The sequence below is a fragment of the Paenibacillus canaveralius genome (assembly GCF_047238265.1).
In the GTDB taxonomy this organism is placed as follows: Bacteria; Bacillota; Bacilli; order Paenibacillales; family NBRC-103111; genus Paenibacillus_F.
The window spans coordinates 1,120,101-1,145,817 of the sequence record NZ_JBDFMM010000001.1; the positions used below are offsets into that span (position 1 = coordinate 1,120,101).

The following is a 25,717-nucleotide window of genomic DNA, read 5'->3' on the forward strand; positions in this document are numbered from 1 at the left end:
TGCGGGGCATTTCCCGGGCAATCCGGCCTCACGGCGGCAAAGCGAAAAGCCCGCGCTTGTGCCGCGGGCTTTTTGTTTAGTTCGTCATGCGTCAAACGGACCGCGGAATGAAGGTATTTCCGCAGGGCTATGCCGGGTCAGCATAGGCGTAAAACGGGCTGCCGGCTTGGCTGTCGCGGCATCGGCAAGGCGGGTCTGCTCGGTTTCTTCTTCGCGTGCAGCGAAGAGTTGGTCATGCCGGGACTTGTATAGACTACGGCCTCTTCCAGACCGGGCTTGTAAGGCAGCACTTTCTACGTCATATACTAAACTCCGCATGCTTCAGATGCCGGGTTTCTACCTGGATTGTGGCATGGCGGATCTTATACTTGTTCTCCACACAGGTGACGGCCTGCTGTAAAACCGTCTGGCTGTCGGCATCATCGTCGATGAGCAGGTGACAGCTGAACGAATCCATGCCGGACGTGATCGTCCAGATGTGAAGATCATGGACGTCGCGGACGCCGGGAATACCGAGCAGAGCGCTGCGGACATCAACGGAGTCGAGGCGCGACGGAACGCCTTCGAGCAAAATGTGCGTGGCGGATTTCAGTACGCCCCAGGCGCTGCGCAGGATTAGAAGCGAGACCAGAATCGAGATGATCGGGTCCGCCTTATACCACTGGAACGCCTGCATCAGCAGACCGGCGATTATGGCTCCGACGGAACCGAGCGCGTCTCCGAGAACGTGCAGATAAGCGCTTCTGACGTTGAGGTTGTCTTTCGCGCCGCCCATCCGGGTGAGAAACCAGGCGCTGACGAGGTTGGCGACCAGACCGACGACGGCGATGAGCGTCATTGTGCCGCTCGCGATTGCAGGCGGGTGGGCAAAACGCTCGACGGCCTCCCGGATAATCAGAATGGAGAGGACAACGAGGGTGACGCCGTTGAGCATGGCCGTTAAAATCTCCACCCGGTAGAAGCCGTATGTTCTTTTGGGAGAAGCGGGGCGGGCCGCAAACCACATGGCGAGCAGACTGAGCAGCAGGGACGCCGCGTCACTCAGCATATGCCCGGAATCCGACAGCAGGGCCAGACTGTTTGTGAGCAGCCCGCCGGCGAATTCCAGTACCATAATGCCGGCTGTGATGAGAAACGCGATGAACAGTCCTTTTTTGCTGCTCGGTCCGTGATGATGCCCGATCCCGCCGTGCTCGTGATCGTGCGAATGACCGTGAGAATGCTTCTGTGAATGACCATGCGAATCATCGTGCGAATGGGCGTGAGTATGATCATTCGAATGAAAGTGACCGTCATTTTGATTGAAATCAGACTGACGGACTTGTCCCGGTTCCGGAGACTGTCCGTGTTCGAGCCGGTGTTCCGGCTCTTTGGGGGCACCTGCTGGTTTTTGTTTTTTTGAATCATTCATACGCCTGTTCCTCCTTGTTCCAAAAGCCCGTTAAGATTTTTGAATGCAGTCTATCCATTTTTTTCCGCAGCTCATCGTTTCTTAAATAAGTAGAAAATCGAGATCAACTGCCAATCGAATATCATAATATATGAGCAAGTATTCATATGTTATTTTTATATTACCCAATCCAGAAGATTTTAACAAGCCCCAAATTTATCGGGTTCGGCGAAGAGAATACAGGTATATAAAAAACAGTGTTGAAATACCCCCATGGGGTATGTTATGCTGTTTGTGAGGGAGGTTGAACAAGATGGTACTCCATTCCGAAAAGGATAACGGCACTGCGGGTGAAACGGAGAATGCTCCGCTTGCTTCGGCGGATGCCGGGACTTCCTGCCATACACATACGCACAACGAAGATGAGGAAAGACGAAGCCATCACAGCGACAAGGTGAAGAACAACCTGATTTCCAGATTGAACCGGATTGAAGGTCAGATCCGCGGCGTTAAAGGTATGATCGATAAAGATACGTACTGCGACGATGTGCTGAACCAGATTGCCGCCGTGCAGTCGGCCTTGAACAGCGTGGGCAAGCTGCTGCTGGAAGGTCATATGAAAAGCTGTGTGATCGAACGGATTCAAGAAGGCGATACGGATGTGATCGACGAGCTGCTCGTTACCGTCAATAAGCTTATGAAATAAACCAACCTAACCGGAAACCGGAAGAAAGGGGTAAGGAAAAATGGAAAAACTGACGTTGAAAGTGGAGGGCATGTCCTGCCAGCATTGTGTAAATTCGGTCGAAAAAGCCGTCGGAGAGCTGGGAGCGAAGGCTCAGGTACATTTGGCAGAGGGCCGTGTTGAAGTGGAATACGAGGCGGGAGCCGTAAAACCCGAACAGATCAAAGAAGCGATCGAAGAGCAGGGCTACGACGTCGTATAAGCGGACCAAACGCTCTGAAAGGTTAGCTGCGGCTGGCCTGCAAACGGCAGCGGAGCTATCCGCGGGCAGTACCAGAACAAAACCATCCGGAATATGTATTCCGGGTGGTTTTTTGTGTTTTACGGGCGGGCACAGGCCGGACGAAATGACCGCGAGGAGTGCGGCGGATCGATGCAGATGGGCTGTTTTGCCCAGGGTTATCGGCCTGCCGGTCTCCATGCTGCGTTTTTAGAGCAAACTCCCCGAAAGCAGTTTCGTCATGACGCGGCTGCCGCTGTTTCCGAATACGTTCCTTCTATTAAAGTACCTGTGAATATGAGGCTTGCTTAATAGGAATGGATAGGGAGAGAATTCGCTTCATTTAGGGTCTTTTCGGCAAAAAGTAAAAAAAAGCAAACATCCATTCGAGACAAACAGGTGTCGCATCGAAGTGATAACCTAAATAATGGAATTCATTTCATGATTTGGGGAAGGAGATTATGCAGAGAGATGGATACGGAGAGGAAGCTTATATTGGATGTCGGCAAGATTTGCGAAGAGCTGGGAGTTGACATGGATTATATAGAGATAGTCGTGAAGAAAGGCGGAGGTACCAAACCGGGGATAAGAGAAACCGGGAAAAAGGAAGAAGATGCTGTAGATAATAATAGAAAGGATGCGGATAAGGAAAAGAAGCATAATCAGGAGCAGGGGCAGAACCAAGCCAAGAACCAAGCCAAGAACCAAGCCAAGAACCAAGCCAAGAACCAAGAGAATGACCAAGAGCAGGGACAAGACCAGAGACAGGACGAGGGACAGGGACTGTACCCGGACCAGGTTCAAGGAATTTATTCGGCCAAGACCGGAAAAAAGAGCTTATTTCTGCCTCGGGGAAGTCACTACCGATTTTCCGATTTTATGGAAGGAGTAGGAAGGTCCGGGGTCGGTGTCGAATTAACTTCCATAGGCACATAGACCTAATGGAATGGAGTGACACTAGGCCCTTATGATGGACAAAGTCATCCGATTGTTTCATATTATTATGGCCATTCAGGCCAATCCCGGCATCTCGGCTTCGGACATTGCGCGTAAATGCGGAATCAATCTCCGGACGGTTTACCGGGATCTCGATACGTTGAGTCTGATATCGCCGATCACCAACGACGGGCGGGGAACCGGGTACCGGTTTATGGGGAAATTTTTCCTCTATCCGCTGAACTTTACGGAGCAGGAGGCGCTCGTTTTCTCCATGCTTCCCTCTGTCCTTAATACGGAAAAGCTGCCGCCCGGGTTCGACCAGGCTTATCATAAGGTAATGGCGACTCACGGCAAGGAGAAGAGCCATCACCGCGATATCGTGCAAAACATTACGAACATTATCCAGATGGGAGCGCCCGCTTACCGGCAGGAGCATCCGAATTTTTTGGAGATTATTATCCGGGCCGTTCTGGATCAGAAAACCATTTCGACCGTTTATCATACGATGTCCCGCAATAAAACGACGGAGAGGCAGATCGATCCGTATTATCTCGTTCCACGCGAACAGCGCTTTTACCTCATCGGGTATTGTCATTTGAAGGGAGAGATCCGCACGTTCCGCATGAGCCGTTTTCAGCAGGTGGAGGTGACCGGACAGGATTTTGAGAAAGGGGATTTCAACATCCGGCAGTATCTCAAGAATACCTGGTCCATCGAGCGCGGGGACAAAAACATGACGTTTAAGGTGAAGTTCAACGCCGAGGTGGCGCGATATATCAAAGAAGAAGAGTTGTTCGTTCATCCGCGTATGCGCGACCGGAAGGACGGGAGCCTTATTTTCGAAGTGACGGTCAATAATGAGCGCGAGTTTCTCAATTGGGTAATGCAGTATGGTCCGGCGGCGGAAATTTTGGAGCCGAAAGCGGTCCGCGAGAAGCTGAAAAAGCAGCTGCACCAATGGGTGGAGCTGTATAGGTGAAGGAAGCCGATGCTTCTAAAAAAACAGTTAACTCGGCATCGACTCATGCGCTTGGGAATGACAAATGGGGAAGTTTGTTTAATGAAAATATTTGTATAAGAAGCTAAAAAGAAAGCAATACCTTCAACGGTATTGCTTTCTTTTTAGCCACGAAATAGATCATAACCTGCTTAATAACTTCGTTTTTTGCTCATCAAATTCTTCTTGAGAAAGTATTCCTTGATTTTTAAGCCTAGCTAGTTTCTCAAGCTGATCTACTACGTCAACTTGTTGAGAATATATAGACTGTTGCATGATTTTTGGTTGGTGCGATTCATACATTTTTTCTCTGACATACTTAATTACACTTATTAAACTACCGGGATCGTTGTAAAAAAAGTGAATTTTTTCGCTGTAGGAGTTAATTTCTATGATTCCTTGCCCATACCAAGTTTTTTTGTAATCGATAGAAGTGATCTGATCATAATAAAACTGTTCGAGGGTCGTAGAAAGTGCTTTTACACATAAAGCAAACCGTTTATTCGTTACAAATATTAAACCGGTTATGAGATCCGCCTTTTCAAGTGAACCGGCACTGAAGAACATTACTTCTTCGTCATCATCAATTAAATTTGAGAATTCTTCGAGTGCTAATTTGTGCATACATTCACAGGTCTTGTAAAGAACGGGATCTAACATGGCCATTTTTGTTTCCATACGTTTTAAGTTCTCGCTTTTGTAATTCACTTTGTCACCCCTGGTAGATGTTAGCTAATTTCAACTAAGTTAGTTCTATTGTACTATATATGGCCTAAATATTAACAAATATTTTTGGGTGAAGATTAAAATAGGATTGTATTTGTTTATGATAATTGTTGATGTTACCCTCCGTCCTAACATAAAAACCTGCCCCGCGGCCTATTGCCGAACAGCGGAGCAGGTTTTCGTTTTAGGAAATAAGACCGGTTTCGCGGCCCACTTTTTTGAGCGCCTCCAGGGCGAAGTCCAGATCGTCCTGCGAGTGGGCGGCCGTAATGATCATCCGGATGCGGCCTTTGTCGGCGGCGACGGTAGGGAAGACGATCCCCTGGGCGAATACCCCTTCCTCCAGCAGACGGTTGGAGAAATGCATCGTTGCCGCGGCTTCCCCGATAATAAGGGGGATAATCGGCGTCTCGCTGGCCCCGGTATCGAAACCGGCTTGAATCAGCGCCTTGCGGAATCCGTGGGCCTGAGCCCACATCCGCTCAACCAGCTCCGAGCTGCCGCGGAGCACGCGGATGGCTTCCAGGCAGGCGGCCGCGACGGAAGGCGGATGGGAGGTGCTGAACAGAAACGGCCTCGCCTTGTGGATCAGCACCTCCTTCAGCGCCTGGCTTCCGGCCGCGTAACCGCCGACCACGCCGATCGCTTTGGACAGGGTGCCGATCTGGATATGCACCCGTCCGTGCAGGTTGAAGTGGTCGGTGGAGCCTTTGCCGCTGCGGCCGAGCACACCGCTGGCATGGGCATCGTCGACGCAGACGATGGCGTCGTAGCGTTCGGCCAGTTCGACGATGGCCGGCAGGGGCGCGATGTCCCCGTCCATGCTGAACACGCCGTCGGTCACGATGAAGCGCTTCCGGTACTGGCGGCTGGCGCGGAGTACGTCTTCGAGCGCGTTCATGTCCTTGTGCCGGTAGATCTTACGCGCCGCTTTCGACAGCCGGATACCGTCGATTATGCTCGCATGATTCAGCTCGTCGCTGATTACGACGTCGCCATCCTGCAGCAGCGTGGAGAACACGCCGAGGTTCGTCGTAAAGCCGGACTGGAAGACGAGCGCGGCTTCCGTTCCTTTGAACGCGGCAAGCTCCCGTTCCAGCTCGTCGTGAATCTTCAGCGTGCCGGCAATCGTACGGACGGAACCGCTGCCGGCGCCATAGCGGTACACCGCATCCGCGGCGGCCCGCTTGAGGTCGGGATGATTGGCAAATCCGAGATAATTGTTCGAGGAAAGCTGAAGCACCCGCCGGCCGTCCAGTTCCATCCAGACGTCCGAGGCGCTTTCCCACACGGCGGGAAGCCGGTACCGGCCCTCCCGTTTGAGCTGCTCCAGTTCTTCCGCCAAATAATCCAATCCGCTCATAGGTTCACCCTCCGTTTTTTAAGCATGAGTAAAGACGACCTTGGCACACTGGCCCGAAGCCATCAGGTCAAAAGCTTCCTCGTACCGGTCAAGCGTAAACGTATGCCGGACGAGGGGCTGAAGGTCGATGCGGTTTTGGTCCAGCAGCCCCTTGATCTGGTGCCAGGTGTTGTACATGCGCCGTCCGGTTATGCCGTGGACCTGAAGGCCCTTGAAAATCACGTGCCGGGACAGATCGATCGGCACCGCATGAGCCGGAATACCCAGAAGAGAGACGCGGCCTCCGGGAGAAATGGCTTCCAGCAGATCGTTGATGGCGCGGGCATTGCCGGACATTTCGAGGCCGACTTCGGCTCCTTCGCCGCCCGTCATCTCACGGATCAGCTCCGGGGCCGAGACCGCGGGAGACGACTGGATGATCGCGTCGGCGCCCAGTCTCCCGGGCCAGGTCCAGCCGGTACGTATTAAGGTCGACGGCGATGATTTTGCCCGCGCCCGCAGCCTTCGCGACCTGGACGGCCATAAGGCCGATGGGGCCCACGCCCATCACGACGACGGACTTGCCCACGATATCTCCGGACAGCACGGACTGGACGGCATTGCCCAGCGGGTCCTGAAGGCAGGCCAGCTCAAAGGGCAGCGACCTGTCGTTCGGGATGATGTTGACCGCCTTGGTCACCGCATAGTCGGCAAAGCAGCCCGGCGCGGTAATGCCGAAGCTTCGCGTATGAGGGCAGACATGAGCGTTGCCCGAACGGCACTGCTTGCACATCCCGCAGACGATATGGCCTTCGGCGGACACATAATCCCCGACGCGGACGCGGCTCACGTGCGAACCCACCTCATGCACGACGCCCGCAAACTCGTGGCCGAACACGTTCGGGGTCACGACGTGCTGTTCGGCCCAGTCGTCCCACTGATAAATATGCATATCCGTGCCGCAGATCGAGCTCGCTTTGACGCGGATCACCACTTCATCCGGCCCGCATTCGGGAACGGGCACCTCCATCAGAACGGCTCCGGCTCTGCGGTGCGCTTTGACAAGTCCAACCATCGTTTGGGTCATGACCGGCATTCTCCTTTTGAGAAATGATCGTTATAAAGTACTTATGTGCGCTATAAAGTATCTGGATGCTGCTATAGTAACCCAAACGAGATTGGCCTGTAAATAAAAAAATTCCCGCAGGACCCAAAACATTCCTGCGGGAAAGTATAAAACCGGAAGCATCGGACCGAAGCGGTGCCGGTATGGAACGGAACTAGTACGAAGCCGCTCTAGAACGTAAACCGGCTTAAAACGGATATAAAATAACGCTCTGAATATGAACCACTTCGTCGGTGCTGTTCCGGTAAATATGGTTCTGGTCGGCGTGAAAGCGGATGGCGTCGCCGTTTTCCGCGACAATCACCTGACCGCCGATCTGCATCTCCAAAGTGCCGCGGGTGACCGACACGTACTCCTCCACTCCCTCATGATGGGGATCCGATTCGTATTCACAGCCGGGCTGCAGCTCCACCGAATAAATCTCGAAGCGGGAGCTTCCGTCGTAAGGAAAGAGCGGATAAGCCGTATATTTTCCCTCTTCCGACGACATCGGAAACAGCTCGGATTTCTTCACCAGCGTAACCGACGGCTTCTCATCCTCGATGAGCGCCGAAACCGAGATATGCAGGCCGTGGGCGATTTTCCACAAGATCGTGATGGTGGGATTCGATTCCGCCCGTTCGATCTGGGCCAGCATCGTTTTGCTGACGCCCGTCAGCTCCGCGAGCTTATCCAGGCTGAGCCCGCGCGAACGGCGGATTTTTTTGAGATTGCCCGCCACCCGTTCAACCATGTTATCCATCTGTGTACCTCCGTTATGCAACGTTCTGCGCTTTCCCTCCATCATACCATTCCCGGCCCCTGCGGAAAACCGGTTAAGCCGTTTAAGCGGTTTAAGCCGGGCACCCGGGTCGTCTGGGCACAATTGCCTATAACGGTTGCCCCCCGGAGGCAGGTGTATGATAAGATGGGAGGGATGAGAAGGAACAGGAAGGAGCGGACAATCTTTGACGAGGCTTAAAGATATTGCGGATGTGATCGGCGTCTCCATCTCGACCGTGTCGAGGGCGATCAGCAACGATACGAGCCGACCGGTGAGTGAAGAAACGAAACGGAAAATAAGGGAAGCCGCCCTGAAGCTCGGTTATCCGCTGGACGATGCTCCGGGAGCGGCCTTGAACCGGACTCAGATCGCCTGCGTCATTCCCGGCAAGCTGCTGGGCAATCACCCGTATTTCTCGGAGGTGCTCCAGGGATTTCACGGGAAGATGGCCGAGATGGGGCAGCCCGCCGCCATCGTCCGGACCTTCGAAGAAGTGAACGATGCGGAACGTTTCCAGGCAATGCTGACGGAGTCGGGAGCACGGGGAGTGCTCGCCCTGGGCTGGTACGACAAGGAGCTTCACGAGCTGCTGGACAAACAGGGCATTCCCATTCTCGGCGTCAGCCTGAACGACGATTCCTTGAGAATGCCCATCGTAGACTGCGACCGGGTATCGGCCGCCCGGATGGCGGTAAGGCATCTGCTCGATCAGGGGCATACGAAAATCGGGTATGTGGGCGGCCCCGCCTTTAACAGAAAACTGGAGAACGACGAACGGTTCATCGGGTTCCAGTTCGCGATGCTCCAGGGCAGCCTGCCGATCCGCAAAGAGTGGATCGTCAATACGAACTGGGACGTGGACCTGAGCTACCGGCTCGTGACCGGCATGCTGCGGGAGCTGCCCCGGGCGGACTGGCCTACCGCCATGTTCTGCGCCAGCGACATGCTGGCGATACCGGCGATGAGAGCGGCGCTCGAACAGCAGTGCCGCATCCCCGAAGACATCGCCTTCGTCGGGATGGACAATATCGGGTTCTCGCAGTACACGAGCCCGCCGCTCACCTCGATCGACGTGCCGCGGCAGGAAATCGGCAAGCTGGCCGCCAAATTCCTCTGCGACTACGTAGAAGAAGACTACCGGATTCCTCCGCGGATTTTGCTGCCCTGCTCCCTGATCGTCCGGGAATCGTCGGTTCACGATATCCGGCCTTAGACGGGGAGCATAGACACGTAAGCCCAAAGCAAAAGTCTGACACAATGATGTCAGGCTTTTTTTAGCTGCGGTTTTATCCAAAAAATTTGGAGTTAATTTAGCCAAAAAGTTGTTGCATTCCTCAGAACGATTTGGTAAATTAGGGTCAACAAGTTTCTTGTAAGCGTTTTCTAAAAAGGATATCAACCTGACTGTCCTACAAAATCAATGATTCAACCCGATTTCCGATGAAATTGACTCCAAAAAATATCCAAAATTAAAACGAAATTTGGATACGCGTTTAGGCTGCCAAACTAACACAGGGACCGAAAACAAATCGAACGAATTTTCAATTCCGGAAGGAGAATTTAACGTGGCTGAAACTATTCTAAAAAGCGGCGGCCCGGAAACGGGGACGCATTCCCGTGCGGTTCCGCGCAAAGTGACGCTGGGCAGACGGATTCTCCGCAATTGGCAGCTTTATCTGCTCATTTCGCCCGTCGTGCTGTATTACATCGTGTTCCACTATGTGCCGATGTACGGTCTGCAGATCGCTTTCAAGGATTTTGTGGCGAACAAAGGGATCTGGGGAAGCGCCTGGGTCGGATTCGACCATTTCCAGCGGTTTTTCAACAGTTACTTTTTTCAGCGGCTCATTACGAATACGATCGGTCTCGGTCTTTACACCTTGGCGCTCGGATTCCCGATCCCGATTATTCTCGCCCTCCTCATGAACGAAGTCCAGTCCCAGAAGTTTAAGAAGTTCGTTCAAACCGTCACCTACGCGCCCCATTTTCTTTCTACGGTCGTCGTTGTAGGCATGATGATGATGTTCCTGAATCCCAGATACGGCCTCGTCAACACTTTTCTGGGGATGTTCGGCGTCAAACCGGTCAATTTTCTGGCCGATCCTTCCTGGTTCAAAACGCTCTATGTGCTTTCCGATGTGTGGCAGACGATGGGGTGGAGCTCCATTATTTATTTGGCGGCTCTCGCCGGCGTAGACAATCAGCTTCACGAGGCGGCGCGCGTGGACGGGGCGACCCGGCTCCAGCGCATCTGGCACATTAACCTTCCCGGCATCCGCCCGACGATTGTCATCCTGCTTATTCTGAATCTGGGGAGCGTCATGTCTATCGGCTTCGAAAAAGTGCTCCTGATGCAGAATACCCTCAACATGCAAAGTTCCGACATTATCGATACCTACGTATACCGCAGCGGGATTCTCGACGCGGATTACAGTTTTTCCGCCGCCGTCGGCCTGTTCAGTACGGTAATCAACTTTGTTCTGCTGATCAGCGTGAACTGGATCTCCAAACGCTTCAGCGAATCGAGCCTATGGTAGGGAGAGGGAGAAGAGATGGAAAATACCCGTGAAGACCGTTTGTTCAACACCGTCATTTACCTGGTTCTCGGGCTGGTGCTGCTGATCGTCCTGTACCCGCTGGTATTTGTGCTCAGCGCTTCGTTCAGCGAACCCCAGTACATCATGAACGGAGAGGTGCTGCTCTGGCCCAAGGGGCTGACGCTTGATTCATACGCCAAAATTTTTGAGGACAACCAAATTCTGCGGGGCTTCGGCAACACGCTTCTGTACACGACAACGGGGACGTGCCTGAACGTGATCATGACGATTCTCGCGGCTTATCCCCTTTCCCGCAAAGATTTCGTGGGCCGCAACCTGTTCATGGGCCTGTTCGTGTTCACGATGTTTTTCAGCGGCGGGCTCATTCCGACCTACATTCTGATCAAAAATCTCGGCCTGCTGAACTCCTTCTGGGTCATGATCCTGCCCGGTGCCGTGTCCATCTGGAACATCATCATCATGCGGACCTTTTTCCAGCAGACGATTCCCGGGGAGCTTGAAGAGGCGGCGACAATCGACGGCTGCTCCAATATGCAGATTCTGACGAGGGTTATCCTGCCGCTGTCCATGCCGATCATCGCCGTCACCATCCTGTTCTACGCGGTCGGGCACTGGAATTCGTTCTTCAACGCCCTGCTCTACCTGTCCGACAAGAACAAGTTCCCGCTTCAGCTCGTCCTGCGCGAAATACTCATTCAAGGGCAGACGGACAGCATGGTCAAAATGTCGACGGAATCGGCGATCAAGCAGCAGCGGGCGGTGGAAGGCATCAAATATGCCGTTCTCGTCCTGGCCAATCTCCCGATGTTTCTGCTCTATCCGTTCCTTCAGCGGTACTTCGTCAAAGGAATCATGATCGGCGCCATCAAGGGCTGATCGTTCATCCTATACACGATTCACGCAGTTCACACGATTACGCGATTCAGGATCGAACGATTAAACAAGGGAGGTTAACGAGATGAAGAGAAAGAGAGCGATGAAACTCGTATTGGCTTGCGCGCTGACGACGGCGGTGCTGTCCGGCTGCAGCAGCGGTGAGAAAGGCGCTGGGGAAACGGCGGAGGCGAAAGGCGTAAACGCGACGGGATTTCCGATCGTTCAGGAGCCGGTTACGGTCAACGCTTTTGCCGCCAAATTTTTCGCGAATGCCGACTGGAACAAATTGAAGCTGTGGCAGGAATACGAGAAGAAGACTAACATTCACATCAACTGGGAAACCGTTCAGAAGGACGCCCTGAAAGAAAAACGGAATCTGCTTATGGCGAGCAGCGGCTATCCCGACCTGTTTTACGCGTCCGCTTTCTCGAAATCCGACTTGTTTAAATACGGCAAGCAGGGGGTGTTCCTGCCCCTGAACGATTATATCGAGCAATATGCCCCGAACCTCAAGGCTCTGATGGAAAAATACCCGGTCATTAAAAAAGGCATCACTATGCCGGACGGCAAAATTTACAGCCTGCCGACTTTGTATGACCCCGAATTCCGCTCCGTTTTCTTCAACACTCCTTGGGTCAAAACGGAATGGCTGACCAAACTGGGGCTGAAGGAACCGACGAATCTCGACGAATTCGCGGCGATGCTGAAGGCGTTCAAGCAGGGAGATCCGAACGGGAACGGCAAACCGGACGAAATCGCGTGGGGCGGGGTCGGGACGACGGGAATTGTCGGTTATTTGAGAGGTTCCTTCGGCCTCGGCAATCACGGCAATGCCAACCTGTATGTCGATACGGAACCGGGTTCGGGCAAAATCCGCTTCGTCCCCGCCGATCCGCGCTACAAAGAAATGCTGGAATACATCCACAAGCTGTATAAAGACGGCCTGCTGGAGCAGGATATCGCCTCCGTGAAAAGCGAGGAAGTCGACGCGAAGGGAACCGCCGGTCTGCTGGGCATCGTGGACAACGTCGACCCTGCCGCGATCTACAATCAGAAGGGATACGCGGGCCTGCCGGTACTGAAAGGGCCGCACGGCGACCAGCTTTATACGTATATCGGCTCGCCGCTGGGCAACATCGGGATGTTTATTTTGACCGATAAAGCGAAAAATCCGGCCGCTATGGTCCGGTGGATGGATTATTTTTACGGCGAGGAAGGCATCAAGATGTTCTTCATGGGCTGGAAAGACGACACGTACAAGGAAGAGAGCGACGGAACGGTCGATTATGTGGACGCCATCAAAAACAACAAGGACGGTCTCAGTCTCGACCAGGCGGTCAGCCAATACTTGATCTGGCCGGGCGGATATTACCCGGGCTTCGTCAAGCAGGCGTATTTCAAAGGAGCCGAAGGGCTTCCTACCTCCGTAGAGAATTCGAAGAAAGCCGATCCGTACGTGCTTAAGCCGGAGGAAATCTGGCCGGCCTTCAATTTCACGACGGAAGAGCAGCAGGAATTGACCACGCTGGCCAACGACATCGAAACGTACGTCACGGAAATGAGAGACAAGTTTATCGTCGGAGATGCGCCTATGTCCCAGTGGGACGACTATGTGGCGACCCTGAACAAAATGGGACTGGACCGCTACAAGCAAATTTATCAGGCTGCGCTGGACCGCTACTCCAAGAGCAGTTAAGGGAGAGAGAGAAATGAGCGAATTGACCGCAATATTAATCGGCGCGGGCGCCCGGGGAGCGGGCGGCTACGCCCCTTATGCCCTGGATTATCCGCATGAGCTGCAGTTTGTGGCCGTGGCGGAGACCGATGCCGGACGCAGGGAGAAAATGGCGGAGAAGCACGGCATTCCGGCGGAGCGCCGCTACGATACGTGGGAAGAACTGCTGAATCTGCCCAAAATGGCGGACATCGCCGTCATCTGCACCCAGGACCGGATGCACTACGAGCCGACGATGCGGGCGCTTGCCGCCAAGTACCACGTGCTGCTCGAAAAACCGATGTCCCCGGACCCGCGCGAGTGCCTCGACATGGAGCAGGCCGCCCGGGACAACGACCGGCTGCTCACGATCTGCCACGTGCTGCGCTACACGCCGTTCTGGACGGCGGTCAAGACAGCCATCACGGAGGGGAGAATCGGCGAGGTGGTGTCCATCCAGCTCAACGAGAACGTGGGCTACTGGCACATCGCCCACAGCTTCGTGAGGGGGAACTGGAACAACTCGCACAAGGCCAGTCCGATGATCCTGGCCAAATCGTGCCACGACATGGACGTCCTGTCATGGCTGATGGATAAGCCGTGCAGCCGGGTAAGCTCGTTCGGCTCGCTCATGCACTTCAACGGGGCGCACGCGCCCGAAGGCTCCGCGGACCGCTGCCTCGACTGCGCGGTGGAGCCGACGTGCCCGTACTCCGCCACGCGGTTCTATCTCAGCCCAGAATTCAGAGGCTGGGCCGGGCACTTCACGAGCGACCTGTCCAAGGAGAGCATCGTAAAAGGGCTGCGGGAGACGGATTACGGACGCTGCGTGTACCGCAGCGACAATAACGTCGTCGATCACCAGGTGGTGAACATGGAGTTCGAGGGAGGCGCCACGGCCATGTTCAGCATGTGCGGCTTTACGTTCGAACAGGAGCGGCGCATTCAGATCATGGGCACGAGGGGAGAACTGCGGGCGGAGGGCGATTCGATTATCGTCTACGATTTCCTGACGCATCAGAAAACGGAGATTACGATTCCCGTCCAGACGGCCGGACACGGAGGCGGGGACAGCGGCATCGTCCGCAGCTTCCTCCAGGAAGTGCGGGGCTACAGCGGCCAGGAAAGCCTGACCTCCGCGGCCGCTTCCGTCCGGAGCCATCTCATGGCTTTCGCCGCCGAAGAGTCCCGCCTGAACGGCGGAGCGCCGATCGAATTGACGGAATACGCCCGTGCGCTTGCGCAAAATGCGGGCGGGCTGAGCGGTTAAGCCGCGGCCCGCTGCTTTTGGAGCCGTTCGGCTTTGCGTTCCGGCGCGATGTTTTCCTGCCAGGCGGCATTGCGCTCGGGCATGTAAGACATGTATGCTGGTAAAAGAACATAAGCGCCACAACTGCTCAGGCGGCTGTGGCGCTTTTTTGCCGTACGAGCAAGAAAATTCCCGGAACGGAAAGCGGGTGTCATGGCGTGAAACCGGTTCTCATTTTTGATTTTGACGGAACGATTGCGGACTCCAAAGAGCTGGCGGTGCGGCTTTTTAATGAAATGGCGGTCAAATTCGGGGGCAGGCGAATCGAAGAGGCCGAAATCGGCAGACTTTCGGGTTTGTCCGTACCGGACCGTCTGAAGGCGCTGAACGTGCCGCTTTTTAAACTTCCGGCTCTTCTGCTGGAAGCCAAACGAAACTACAAACAAGCGGCGGTAAGCCTGGAGCCGGCAGAGGGCATGAAGGAACTGCTTCTGGCGCTGAAGGAAGAGGGCCGTACGATGGGCATCCTGTCTTCGAATACGGCCGGCAACATCCGGCATTTCCTTGATCTGCACGGGCTGGATGTGTTCGATTTCGTTCATTCGGCAACGAATCTGTTCGGCAAGGACAAGGCGATCCGCGGCCTGCTCCGCGCTCATTCGCTTCCCGCAGACGGAGTCATCTACGTGGGGGACGAGCTGAGGGACGTCGAGGCATGCCGGAGAGCGGGAATCGGAATGGCTGCCGTCACCTGGGGCTTCGATTCCGAAGAGCTGCTGGCCGGAGCGGGCCCCGACTCTGTGTGCCGTACGGCGAAGCAGTTGGCGGCGGTATTGCGGTAAGGCAGGAGCATACCGGAGAAGAAGGAGAGCCACGCCCTGCGAAGGCGCGGTCCCGCACCGGGGCGGCGATATACGCAGGGGAGGGTGCTTCCGCCGCATCAGCGGTGGCAGCGGCGGACTGAGGCGGCAGCGGACGGGGGTGCAGGGAGCCGCGCAGCGAGAGCGCAATGCAGCCAGAGCCCGCATGAAGCGGATGAGCCCGGGATTAACGCGAGACTCCATGCGCACGACCGAATCAAAACGCCTGATCTGCCGGAATCGGCGGATCAGGCGTTTTTATTTTGCCCTGCGATGGGATTATCCCGGCGGAGTGGGCTGTGGCTATCGCGGGTGGTTATCGCGGCCGGAGGTGGCACCAACTGACGGAATGCTCTCCGTTGCCGGGGAGGCTGCCGCTACCGGAGGGTTGGTCGCTGCCGAAGGGTCCACCGCTACGCAGCCGGGTGCTGCCGCTATCGAAGGGCTATCGAATCCCGGCCGAACGGGCTATGACTTCCGATGGTTATCGCACCAGGAGGCGCCACCACCGCCGCCGCCGAAGAGTGCTGCCGCCATCGAAGGTGCCGCTTCCGTTCCCGCTGCCACGGCCTAGTTATGCGTAACCACGGCTCCGGAACCGCCGTACATGTCCAGCTCGTCCTCCAGTTCGATTTTCAGCACGGTTACATAGTCGTGGGTATCTTCCGCCGTCAGATGAATCCAGGTGGTTCCCGGTATCTGGAACCAAGGCACGCCTCCATGGATGTTGTACGTGAGCTCTTTGCCCGAATGCAGAACGGTGATCGTGCGGATTTTGCTGGAAAGTCCCTTGAGACAGACCGATTCTTTCGGGTCGTCGTAAACGAACAGATACAGCGTTTTTTTATCTTTAGACAGCGTGCTGCCTCCGAGATAATAGCGGGTGAGAATGCCTTCCCGCGTTCCGTAAACGGCTTCCTCATGAGTGCGGATCCAGCTTCCGAGTCCCAGCAAAATCTGTTCCTGCCTGGGATCGACGGTACCGTCTTCCTTGGGCCCGATATCGAGCAGCATATTTCCGCCCATGGAGATGCAGTCGCAGAACATCCGGATGATCTGGTGCAGAGATTTATAATGGTTGTCGTCCGGAACGTAGCCCCAGGAGCCGTTGATCGTCGTGCAAAACTCCCAGGGGCCCTCGGGTCTCGTAATCGGCAGCCCCTGTTCGGGGGTTTTGTAGTCCCCGTGTCCCTGCAGACGGGAATTGATCATGATCTCGGGATTGAAGGAGTGCAGATAATTTTTAAAAGCGGGAAGGTTCCACTGCTCGGCGCTCCGCTCCCAGTCTCCGTCGAACCAGAGCAGATCCACTTTTCCGTAATTCGTCAGAAGCTCCCGCAATTGTTCATCGTTAAACTTCAGAAAGCGCTGCCATTTCTCTTCGTCTTGAATGCCGTCCGCCGGACTGGAGAAAGGGTTGGCCTGGGCCGGGTCTTCGGGAACTTTGCCGCCTTCATAGACGCTGGGGTAGTCGGGATGAGACCAGTCGATCAGGGAGAAGTAGAGGCCCAACCGGATTCCTCTGCGGGTCACCGCATCGGCATACTCCCGGATGATGTCCCTGCGTGCCGGCGTCTGTTGGACCACATTGAGATCACTGGTCCGCGTATCCCACAAAGCGACGCCGTCGTGATGCTTCGTTGTGAGCACGGCATACTTCGCGCCGGATTTCTCGATCAGCTCCGCCCATTTGTCCGCATCAAAGTTGCGGGCGGTAAAGCCGCCGAGCTGCTTCATATAGTCCTCGTACGAAATGCGCCCGTTGTAGAAAGACCATGACTCGGCGATTCCGTTAACCGCATAAATTCCGTAATGAATGAAAATCCCCAGCTTCGCGTCCTCAAACCACTGCTGTACCATCTGTTATCCTCTCCTTTTCGTGTAACGGTTCATTAGCAGTATCTCACAATCCGTTGGCGATGGATTGATGTGGTTTTTGTCGTCCGTTTGCGGAGAACAAGAATAACCATCCGGTCTTTTCCGGGGGATTGGTTATCTTTGCGCCGGGGCAGAACGAGGCGGATGATTCCCGCCAAGAATATGTTTTTTTTGTTATCGGAATGCCGGAAAATGCGGATTTACTCCCTAACGGAGCAGGACGGTACGAATGATGTAGGGATGGAAAATGACATATTTACGGACTCCCGCTCCGGGGGATACACTTTTGAAAACGCTATCAAAACCAAACGGAAAGGAGTGATACGATGCAGGCAAAAGCAAGCATCCCTACGGCAGGCACGGCCGGGCGCCCGGAAGCGGGCAGTGAAAAGAAGCCGGTCTGGAAACGGATGGTTTTAAACTGGGAATTGTACGTGTTTATCGCCCCGGCGTTTCTTTACTTTCTTATTTTTCATTACGGTCCCATGTACGGCATCCTGATCGCCTTCAAAAATTTTATCCCTACCAAAGGAATATGGGGGAGTCCCTGGGTCGGTTTCGATCATTTCGTCCACTTCTTCGAATCGTATTATTTCTGGGATCTGCTCTGGAACACGCTGAGCATCAGCTTGTACGATCTTGCCGTCGGGTTCCCGATTCCGATCCTTCTCGCTCTCGCATTCAACGAAGTGCGGGACGGATTTTTCAAACGGATGGTGCAGACCGTGACGTATGCCCCTCATTTTATATCCGTTGTCGTCATGGCCGGGATGATCATCACGTTCCTGTCGCCGTCCACGGGAATTCTGGTGCATCTGATCGAAAAGCTCGGCTTCGAGGCTCCGCAGGTTTTGACGGACCCGAACTGGTTCAAAACGATGTACGTGTTCTCGGGAGTGTGGCAGAGCGCCGGCTGGGGAACGATTATTTACCTGGCGGCTTTGTCGGGCGTAGACCCGCAGCTGCACGAGGCGGCCATTATCGACGGCGCTTCGAGATTCCAGCGTATCCGCCATATCAATATCCCGACGATCGTGCCGACGATGACCATTTTGCTCATTCTGAATATGGGCAGTCTGTTCGGTGTCGGGTTCGAGAAAATCCTGCTGCTGCAAAATCCGCTTAACATGGAGGCGTCGGATGTCATTTCCACCTTCGTCTACCGTTCGGGTCTGGTTAACGCCCAGTACAGCTTCTCGGCGGCGGTCGGTTTGTTCAACTCCGTTGTAAGCGCTATACTGCTGGTGACCGTAAACCAGATTGTCCGCCGTACCAGCGAGAACAGCTTATGGTAAACAGGAAGGAGGGAACCGGATGAGCTCGACCGTTAAAGATACGGCGCAGGATAAACTGTTCCTGATCAGCACGTACGTCTATGTGACGATTGCCCTCATACTTGTGGCTTATCCCCTGATTTATATTTTGAGCGCTTCGATCAGCAATCCGAAGTATGTCGGTTCGGGGGAGATGTGGCTGTTTCCGAAAGGGATTACGTTCGAAGGATACCAGATCGTTTTTGCCAACATGAAAATCTGGATGGGGTATGCCAATACGATTTTGTATACGATAGCCGGGACGGCCGTTAACCTGCTTGTGACGATTCCGGCGGCGTATGCGCTCAGCCGCAAAGATTTTGTAGGCCGCAACTTTTTTATGGGCATGTTTATGGTGACGATGTTTTTCGGAGGCGGGCTTGTACCCACGTACCTGCTCGTCAAGGGGCTCGGGCTCATGAACAGCATGTGGGCGATCATTTTGCCTTCAGCGGCGTCCATCTGGAACATCATCGTATCGCGGACGTTTTTTCAGACGTCCATACCGAAGGAGCTGCAGGAAGCGGCCCAGATCGACGGCTGCACGAATATGCGGTTGTTTCTGAAAATCATCCTTCCGCTCTCGATGCCCATCGTGGCCGTCATGGCGCTTTTCTACGGTGTCGGCAACTGGAACAGCTACTTCTCGGCTCTGATTTATCTGCATGAGGAATCCAAGTATCCGCTTCAGACTGATTTTGCGCCAGATTCTCGTGCTTCAGGAGATGTCGGCCCAGGCCGGCGGCTCGCTGGACGCTTCCACGGCTTCCGCGCTCAACAACAAAGCCGAGATTGCGGCACTCGTCAAATATGCCGTCATTATCGTGTCCACGCTGCCGATTATTGCGATCTATCCGTTTCTGCAGCGCTATTTTGTGCAAGGCGTCATGATCGGTTCCGTCAAGGGCTGATCTTGCCATACACCATACAAGTACAAGGGGAGGATTTTATTTATGAAAAAGGTTCTGAAAACAAGCTCGCTCATGCTCGGACTTACGCTTGTGGTTGCGGGTCTGTCCGCCTGCGGATCCGCCGATAAAGCCGGGGACACGGGAACCGGTAAAAACGCCTCCGAAGTGAAAAAAGACGGGTTCCCGATCGTCGATAAACCGATGACGATGACTCTGATGGCGCCCGATGTAGGCGTGCAGGACTGGAACAAAATGCAGGTGATGCAGGAAATGGAGAAACTGACGGGCATCAAGATGCAGTACCAGAACGCGCCGATCGACAGTTTCGATTCGAAGAAAAACCTCGTGTTCGCCAGCGACAGCCTGCCGGACGTGTTTTTCGGGGCGGACATCAAACCGGCGGAGCAGGTGACGTACGGCAGCCAGGGCGTGCTTCTTCCCCTTGAAAATCTGATCGATAACTACGCGCCGAACTTGAAGAAAATTCTTGACGAGCATCCGGAAATCCGCAAAAACATGACGACTCCGTCGGGGCATATTTACGCGCTTCGCACGATCGACCTGTCGGCGGTCTGGTACCGCGGTCCGATGTGGTACAACGGCAAATTCCTGAAGGCGCTGGGCATGACGAAGCTGCCGGAGACGACGGAGGAGCTTTACACGTATCTTAAACGCGTGCAGGACGAAGATGCGAACGGCAACGGCAAGAAGGACGAGGTGCCGCTGACCTCCGTCAAACTCGACGATCTGCGGATGTTTTTCCTCGGCTTCTGGGGCATCTACGATGAAGTTATTTACGCCGACAAAGCGGGCAAAGTCCACTACACCCCTCAGGAGGAAGGCTACAAAGGATACTTGACGTTCCTGAACCGTTTGTGGAAAGACAATCTGCTCGATCATGAGACCTTCTCCCAAACCGACGAACAGAAGAAGGCGAAAGGGAAAAACAACCGTGTCGCGCTGTTCAGCGATTACTACCCTTACTTCACGCTGGGCACGGAGCCGGACGACAGCAACCCGATGATGAAGCCGGTCAAAAGCGAAGTGCCGGATTCGCCCGTCTACGGCAAACATCCGGGTATTTCCTCCAACGGAACGTTCGCGATCACGAAGAGCAACCCGAGTCCGGAAGCGGCCATGCGCTGGGTCGATTATATGTACGGGTATGAAGGCGGCACGCTGTTCGCACAGGGTCCTGAGGATGTGCTCTGGAAGTACACGGACAAAGAAAAGCACGTCAAAGAATGGAAGCCCGTTCCGGGCGGCGGCGACCGCGAAGAATACAGAGGCACGCTGACTCCGAACTACGGCATTCTTGTGCCGGGTGCCGCCAGCAGCGAGTTGTCCAAAGGACTGAAGACCGATTTCGATAAATGGATCGACAAAGAAAACGAAGAGAAGCTGACGCCGATTGCCAAAATCCCGTTCCCGAGCGTCTTCCTGACGGAAGAAGAACAGGCCGAAGTGACCCGGCTTAAGTCCGATCTGGATACGTACGTCAAGCAGATGGAAGCGAAGTTCGTAACCGGTCAGGAACCGCTGGCGAACTGGGACGCTTATGCGGGCCAGCTCAAGAAAATGGGCAGCGACAAGATCGTAAGCATCTATCAGGCGGCGTACGACCGCTGGAATCAGGGCAGCGAGAAGAAGTAGAGCCTGCCTGTCGTCCGGACGGAAGCTGCTTCCTGCCGGGCGGGCAGCCGTTCCCGAGCGCTTTCTTCGCCGGAAGGACAGCCGCCCTTTCGTCCGCCGTCCATGCGCTGTAAAAAAACAGGCCCGCCCCCGTCTAAGCGGGAGCGGGCCTGCGGGCAAGGCGGCAGGAGCGGCCGGAGTCACCCATAGGGGAGGATGGCATCGGGATCAGGCTGCCACCTGCTGAGGGGTGCGGCTAGACCGCCTGCCTGACTGCTGACACATCGGTCCGCCTAGCGCGAACACATGGCCTGCCTGACTGCGAATACATGGGTCCACCTGCTCGCGAATATATCGGACTGTTTGACTGCGGACACATCGGCCGTCTGACTGTGAACCTATCATCCTGCCGCACATTCAATTTGTCGGGTCATGATCGTTCCATCCCATTTCGGCTAAACGCAGTTACGCATGCTTGAACTCTTGCAGCACTACGGAACCACTTTCGGGAATCTGCCGCCTTGTGCTCCGGGCCATGTACAGCGGTTGGCCGAAGCGGACGTGCCATGCGGTTGACCCGTCATGTGTGCCAATCACCGCGCGGCCGAACCGCTGAATCTCTTCGGGTTAAGCGTGCTCGCCTGACGTGTTCAGCGTCCGGTACTGGCCCGGCGTATAGCCGGTTTCCTTTTTGAACTTGCGGATGAAATTGGGGGTATCCAGATAGCCGACGCGGACGATGATCTCTTTGAGCGGATCGTTCGTCGTTTTCAGCTGATGCATAACTTCGTTCATCCTTTTTTGCCAGATATATTGGATGAAATTGATGCCGGTTTTCTCCTTGAACGTCCGGCTGAGATAAGAAGGCGAGATGCCGTATTCGGCGGATACGACTTCCAGACTGAGCGTGTGCTCCATGAAATGCTTGTCGATATACCCGACGATCCGGTCCATGAGGGAGTGCTCTTCCTTCGTCCGGTCCCGTTCGACCTGCGAGCAGATCCGCCCGGCGAGGTCCAGGCAGATGGCTTCGAACTCGCCGGACGAATTGAAGTTAAGCTTGGACAGCACATCCTGCGTCAAGCCGTGAATACCGAGCTCGGACGCGGTTTTCAGCAGGGTCGTCAGAATGTCGTAATGGATCAGCCGCAGATGCGGGGCGCTCAGCCCGGCCGCCGGCAAATCTTTCAGCGCTTCCCGGAGGGTCTGCTCCGATACGTCATAGCTGCCCTGTTTGAGACTCTGGGACAGCTTCAAAAGCACGTTGCCCGGAATCCAGAAGGTGCTGCGCTCCGGCGTACTGGACAGCTTTTCAAAAAAGGTAACGCTTCCATGAACGGTCAAAATGTTCGATTCAAACGCGGAACACGCTTCGATGTACGACTGGTTCAAGTGCTCGTGGCTCGTATAAGCCGTTCCGACTCCGATCACCGGCGCGGCATCGAACAGCTCCAGCAAATGGGTCCGGATGCCTTCGACGATCTGCTGCATCTGACCGAATGCCGCCGCCTGACCGGCCGGATCGAATCCGACGACCAGGGCAAGCTGATTCGGCTGGGGAAGCTCCACGCTGTAAGCTCTGGCGGCAAGCCCGGGAAAATCGACTTCGGCGAAAAGCTGAATCATCGTCTGCCAGTCATCCTTGCTGTCGTGCAGACGGGAGCGCTTGTCAAAACCGATGACCATCGCAAAGTGACGGTCATGATCGAATTTCAGATCGAATGCTTCGAGAAGATCGGCCGACAGGCTTTTGGTCTGACCGTATTTAAGCAGCATGAGCAGGGCGTGATTGCGGGCGTAGGGCTCCTGAAGATCCGCGCGGGCGCTGTGTTCCTGCAGGGAGATCCGGATCCGTTCGAGTTCGTTGCCCCCAGTCCGGCCGCTTCTCGATTTGGAGCTGGCGAAATTGACCAGGTTCGAAATAGGCAGATACTGCATCCGGGCCAGCAGCAGCGCCAGGGCGACACCGACGATCACGACGATGGAGACCAGCAGAATAATGAAGCTGCGCACATGCAGAACACTGCTGAAAAACTGGGCGCTCGGCATCAGCGTCACGTAAGTCCAGCCGTTTTTATCGGATTTCACGGATACGACCGAGTGGGACTGCCCGTTTAGCGTCTGATTGTGGATGCCCGGAGGGAGGTTGAACAAGGCTCCGAGGTCTCCTGCCGTCAGGGACTCTTCGTTTCCGTTGTTCGTCAGGACCTGCCCGTTGTTGTCGAAAATGTACGTCAGACCGCGGTAACTGCCGAGAATGGAATCGATCAGACCGGTGAGTTCCGACTCCGGGATAAAATACATGACGGTCCCGTGAGGGGCCGGACTGTTGGGCGTAATCGGCACGAGGTAAGCGAGAATCGACTGCTGCAGCGATGTCGGCTGGCTGACGAGGTCCGCCGGCCGCATTTTCGCAAATTTAAGCGTATTCAAATCCTGCCGCAGCTCTTCCTCGGTCCAGTTGTGAAAGCTGTATTTGTCCGAAAACACGTCCAGCCCGGACATGCCGAAGGACGAGTAAATTTTATCGTCGTCGTGATAGTACAGGAACAAATCCCCGATTATGGAGCTGGTCGCTTTGTAGTTGTTCAATGCGCTGATCGCTTCCCGGCTGTAATAGGGATCATGAACCTTGTACAGCGTCAGCCGTTCATCGTAAGAAATCCGGGACGCGACTTCGGTCAATTCTTTGACCCGGCCGTCGATAATGGTTTTCGTCTGGTTGAGCTGGTTAAGGTGGGACTGCTCGATTTCGGACTGAAGATTGCTTACGGCGCTGCGGTAAATGAAAATAGTCGCGAACGCCAGCGGAATTAGCAGGATGAACAAATACGACCAAATATATCGCATAAAAAGTTTCGATTTAAAGTAATCGGATTTCATTTGCAGTTCCCTCCCGTTTCGGAATGATTCAGCTTCTAATCGGTGTTTTGAAAGGAATATCCATAATCATACCAAAAAAACAGGAGATTCATAGGGCAGTTCGTAGCATTTTTGAAAGGGATTACAAAAAAAGAATCGCCTGCCTGGAGGTCATGTGATGAGTGAGATAAAAGTGGAAACACAAGAAGGGGCTGCGCCGGCCGTCGTGGAAGGCGTGCACAATTACAGCCGGGAGGAAGATTGGGTTAAACCGGAAGACCCCGTGCTGCTGGAGCGGCTGGAATGGTTCCAAGACCAGAAGCTTGGGCTCATGATGCACTGGGGGCCGTATTCCCAGCTCGGTGTCGTGGAATCATGGGCGCTGAGCGACACGGATGCGGACTGGTCCCGGGACGGGATCGACTGGGACGTGAGCGCGGAAGAGCTTAAACGCGAATATTTCGGGCTGAACCGCACGTTTAACCCTCTTCGCTTTCAACCCGAGCTTTGGGCCGGACTTGCCGCTGACAGCGGCTTCAAGTACCTGAACTTTACGACGAAGCATCATGACGGCTTCTGTATGTGGGATACCCGCACGACGGATTACCGTGTGACGCACCCCGACTGCCCGTTCCATGCCCACCGGCATGCGGATATTTGCGGCAGGCTGTTCGACGCTTTCCGGGCGGAGGGGCTGGCGATATCCGCGTACTTCTCCAAAGCGGACTGGAGCTCGCCCTATTACTGGGCTCCGGGAATGGAGCGGGGCGGCCGCACGTCGCGGGGGACTTCCTACGACACGAAGGAATATCCCTGGCTTTGGGAACAGTTCGTGAAGTTCACGCACGAACAGATCGCGGAGCTCATGACCCGCTACGGGCGCATCGACATGCTCTGGCTGGATGCCGGCTGGGTGAACGCGGCCAACAAACAGGACATTCGTCTCAGCGAAGCCGTGGAGAAGGCCCGCGAACTCCAGCCTTGGCTGCTTTGCGCGGACCGGACCGTGGGGGGGCCGTACGAGAACTTGATCACTCCCGAGCAAACGCTGCCGGAGCGCCCCCTGCTCGTTCCGTGGGAGAGCTGCATCACGATGGGGACGTCGTTCTCGTTCCGTTATGAGGACACGTATAAAACGGTCCGCCAAGCTCGTCCATCTGCTCGTCGAGATCGTGGCGAAGGGCGGCAACCTCGCCCTCAACGTCGGGCCGCAGCCGGACGGAAGGCTTCCGGAGACGGCCGTGGCCCGGATGAAAGGACTCGGGGCGTGGCTGAAAGTAAACGGCGAAGCCATTTACGGAACACGCATCTGCGAGCCTCATTCCGAAGGCAGCTGGCGGTTCACGCGGAAGGGCGAGACCGTCTACGCCATTTGTCTGGTCGAACGGGAGGGGGAGCCGGTGGAAGCTGAAATGTATATTCCTCTCCGCGACTCTTTTGCCCGGGTGGAGCTGCTGGACGGGGACGTTCCGCTCGATTGCCGGCTGACCGAAGGAGGCCTTGCGCTTCGTCTCCCGGAGTCTGTCCTGGTGAAGGAAGCACCCGAGGCCATCGTGTTCCGGCTGTCCGGGAAGCAGGGCGGTCCTGCTTGAGAAAAAACTTATCCGCTGTAAGAA

19 protein-coding genes and 3 pseudogenes are annotated in these 25,717 nt (G+C 55.0%); 15 read left to right on the top strand and 7 right to left on the bottom strand.

Going from position 1 to position 25,717, the window contains the following annotated elements:
* Positions 1-298 precede the first annotated feature (298 nt).
* Positions 299-1,411: a cation diffusion facilitator family transporter gene (locus ABC395_RS05075; protein WP_413001227.1), complete on the bottom strand. Its 1,113-nt coding sequence runs from the start codon at positions 1,409-1,411 to the stop codon at positions 299-301.
* Positions 1,412-1,703: 292 nt separating this feature from the next.
* On the opposite strand from ABC395_RS05075, the gene ABC395_RS05080 reads away from it, so the two are divergent.
* The 4 genes from ABC395_RS05080 (at position 1,704) to ABC395_RS05095 (ending at position 4,273) form a co-directional block, all read left to right on the top strand.
* A complete protein-coding gene (locus ABC395_RS05080; RefSeq protein WP_413001229.1) occupies positions 1,704-2,096 on the top strand; it encodes a metal-sensitive transcriptional regulator in 393 nt (130 codons plus the stop codon).
* Positions 2,097-2,136: 40 nt separating this feature from the next.
* Positions 2,137-2,337 (top strand): copper ion binding protein, encoded by a 201-nt coding sequence (locus ABC395_RS05085; RefSeq protein ID WP_042229261.1) that lies wholly within the window; start codon positions 2,137-2,139, stop codon positions 2,335-2,337.
* 489 nt (positions 2,338-2,826) lie between these two features.
* Complete coding sequence (locus ABC395_RS05090) at positions 2,827-3,291, top strand: hypothetical protein (RefSeq protein WP_413001231.1); 465 nt, start codon at positions 2,827-2,829, stop codon at positions 3,289-3,291.
* A 31-nt stretch (positions 3,292-3,322) separates the two neighbouring features.
* Positions 3,323-4,273, top strand: coding sequence for a helix-turn-helix transcriptional regulator (locus ABC395_RS05095; RefSeq protein WP_413001233.1), 951 nt, complete (start codon positions 3,323-3,325; stop codon positions 4,271-4,273).
* Positions 4,274-4,432: 159 nt separating this feature from the next.
* Here the strand turns inward: ABC395_RS05095 and ABC395_RS05100 are convergent, their stop codons facing one another.
* From ABC395_RS05100 to ABC395_RS05115, 4 genes and pseudogenes are all read right to left on the bottom strand, one after another.
* Positions 4,433-4,999 carry a PH domain-containing protein gene (locus ABC395_RS05100; protein ID WP_413001234.1) on the bottom strand — a complete coding sequence of 189 codons (567 nt, stop codon included), beginning with the start codon at positions 4,997-4,999 and terminating at the stop codon, positions 4,433-4,435.
* A gap of 202 nt (positions 5,000-5,201) precedes the next feature.
* Entirely contained in the window at positions 5,202-6,380 is a 1,179-nt protein-coding gene (locus ABC395_RS05105) for a glycine C-acetyltransferase (RefSeq protein ID WP_413001236.1), read from the bottom strand.
* Positions 6,381-6,398: 18 nt separating this feature from the next.
* Positions 6,399-7,446, bottom strand: a pseudogene (tdh, locus tag ABC395_RS05110) (L-threonine 3-dehydrogenase).
* Between the two features lie 226 nt (positions 7,447-7,672).
* Entirely contained in the window at positions 7,673-8,227 is a 555-nt protein-coding gene (locus tag ABC395_RS05115; RefSeq protein WP_103994828.1) for a helix-turn-helix domain-containing protein, read from the bottom strand.
* Positions 8,228-8,432: 205 nt separating this feature from the next.
* On the opposite strand from ABC395_RS05115, the gene ABC395_RS05120 reads away from it, so the two are divergent.
* The 6 genes from ABC395_RS05120 to ABC395_RS05145 all read left to right on the top strand — a co-directional run bounded on the left by ABC395_RS05120 (position 8,433) and on the right by ABC395_RS05145 (position 15,487).
* A complete protein-coding gene (locus ABC395_RS05120) occupies positions 8,433-9,461 on the top strand; it encodes a LacI family DNA-binding transcriptional regulator (RefSeq protein WP_413001238.1) in 1,029 nt (342 codons plus the stop codon).
* Positions 9,462-9,813: 352 nt separating this feature from the next.
* On the top strand, positions 9,814-10,785 hold the full coding sequence (locus ABC395_RS05125; protein ID WP_413001239.1) for an ABC transporter permease: 972 nt from the start codon (positions 9,814-9,816) through the stop codon (positions 10,783-10,785).
* A gap of 15 nt (positions 10,786-10,800) precedes the next feature.
* Positions 10,801-11,682, top strand: a complete 882-nt coding sequence (locus tag ABC395_RS05130; RefSeq protein WP_413001241.1) for a carbohydrate ABC transporter permease — start codon at positions 10,801-10,803, stop codon at positions 11,680-11,682.
* An 82-nt stretch (positions 11,683-11,764) separates the two neighbouring features.
* Complete coding sequence (locus ABC395_RS05135) at positions 11,765-13,378, top strand: extracellular solute-binding protein (RefSeq protein WP_413001243.1); 1,614 nt, start codon at positions 11,765-11,767, stop codon at positions 13,376-13,378.
* Between the two features lie 13 nt (positions 13,379-13,391).
* The gene (locus tag ABC395_RS05140; protein ID WP_413001245.1) at positions 13,392-14,666 is read left to right on the top strand and encodes a Gfo/Idh/MocA family protein; all 1,275 of its coding nucleotides are present in this window, start codon (positions 13,392-13,394) and stop codon (positions 14,664-14,666) included.
* Between the two features lie 197 nt (positions 14,667-14,863).
* Positions 14,864-15,487: an HAD-IA family hydrolase gene (locus ABC395_RS05145; protein ID WP_413001247.1), complete on the top strand. Its 624-nt coding sequence runs from the start codon at positions 14,864-14,866 to the stop codon at positions 15,485-15,487.
* A gap of 588 nt (positions 15,488-16,075) precedes the next feature.
* Here ABC395_RS05145 and ABC395_RS05150 read toward each other — a convergent pair.
* Positions 16,076-17,365 (bottom strand): alpha-L-fucosidase, encoded by a 1,290-nt coding sequence (locus tag ABC395_RS05150; RefSeq protein WP_413001249.1) that lies wholly within the window; start codon positions 17,363-17,365, stop codon positions 16,076-16,078.
* Positions 17,366-17,709: 344 nt separating this feature from the next.
* Here ABC395_RS05150 and ABC395_RS05155 point away from each other — a divergent pair, with 344 nt between their 5' ends.
* The 3 genes and pseudogenes from ABC395_RS05155 (at position 17,710) to ABC395_RS05165 (ending at position 21,260) form a co-directional block, all read left to right on the top strand.
* Complete coding sequence (locus ABC395_RS05155; RefSeq protein ID WP_413001250.1) at positions 17,710-18,678, top strand: ABC transporter permease; 969 nt, start codon at positions 17,710-17,712, stop codon at positions 18,676-18,678.
* Between the two features lie 19 nt (positions 18,679-18,697).
* Positions 18,698-19,607 (top strand): annotated as a pseudogene (locus ABC395_RS05160) (carbohydrate ABC transporter permease).
* 42 nt (positions 19,608-19,649) lie between these two features.
* The gene (locus ABC395_RS05165) at positions 19,650-21,260 is read left to right on the top strand and encodes an extracellular solute-binding protein (RefSeq protein ID WP_413001252.1); all 1,611 of its coding nucleotides are present in this window, start codon (positions 19,650-19,652) and stop codon (positions 21,258-21,260) included.
* 606 nt (positions 21,261-21,866) lie between these two features.
* Here ABC395_RS05165 and ABC395_RS05170 read toward each other — a convergent pair.
* Positions 21,867-24,122, bottom strand: coding sequence for a helix-turn-helix domain-containing protein (locus ABC395_RS05170; protein WP_413001254.1), 2,256 nt, complete (start codon positions 24,120-24,122; stop codon positions 21,867-21,869).
* A 313-nt stretch (positions 24,123-24,435) separates the two neighbouring features.
* Here ABC395_RS05170 and ABC395_RS05175 point away from each other — a divergent pair.
* A pseudogene (locus ABC395_RS05175) lies at positions 24,436-25,330 on the top strand (alpha-L-fucosidase); the annotation flags it as partial.
* A 171-nt stretch (positions 25,331-25,501) separates the two neighbouring features.
* Positions 25,502-25,693, top strand: coding sequence for a hypothetical protein (locus ABC395_RS05180; protein WP_413006808.1), 192 nt, complete (start codon positions 25,502-25,504; stop codon positions 25,691-25,693).
* The last annotated feature ends 24 nt before the right edge of the window (positions 25,694-25,717 follow it).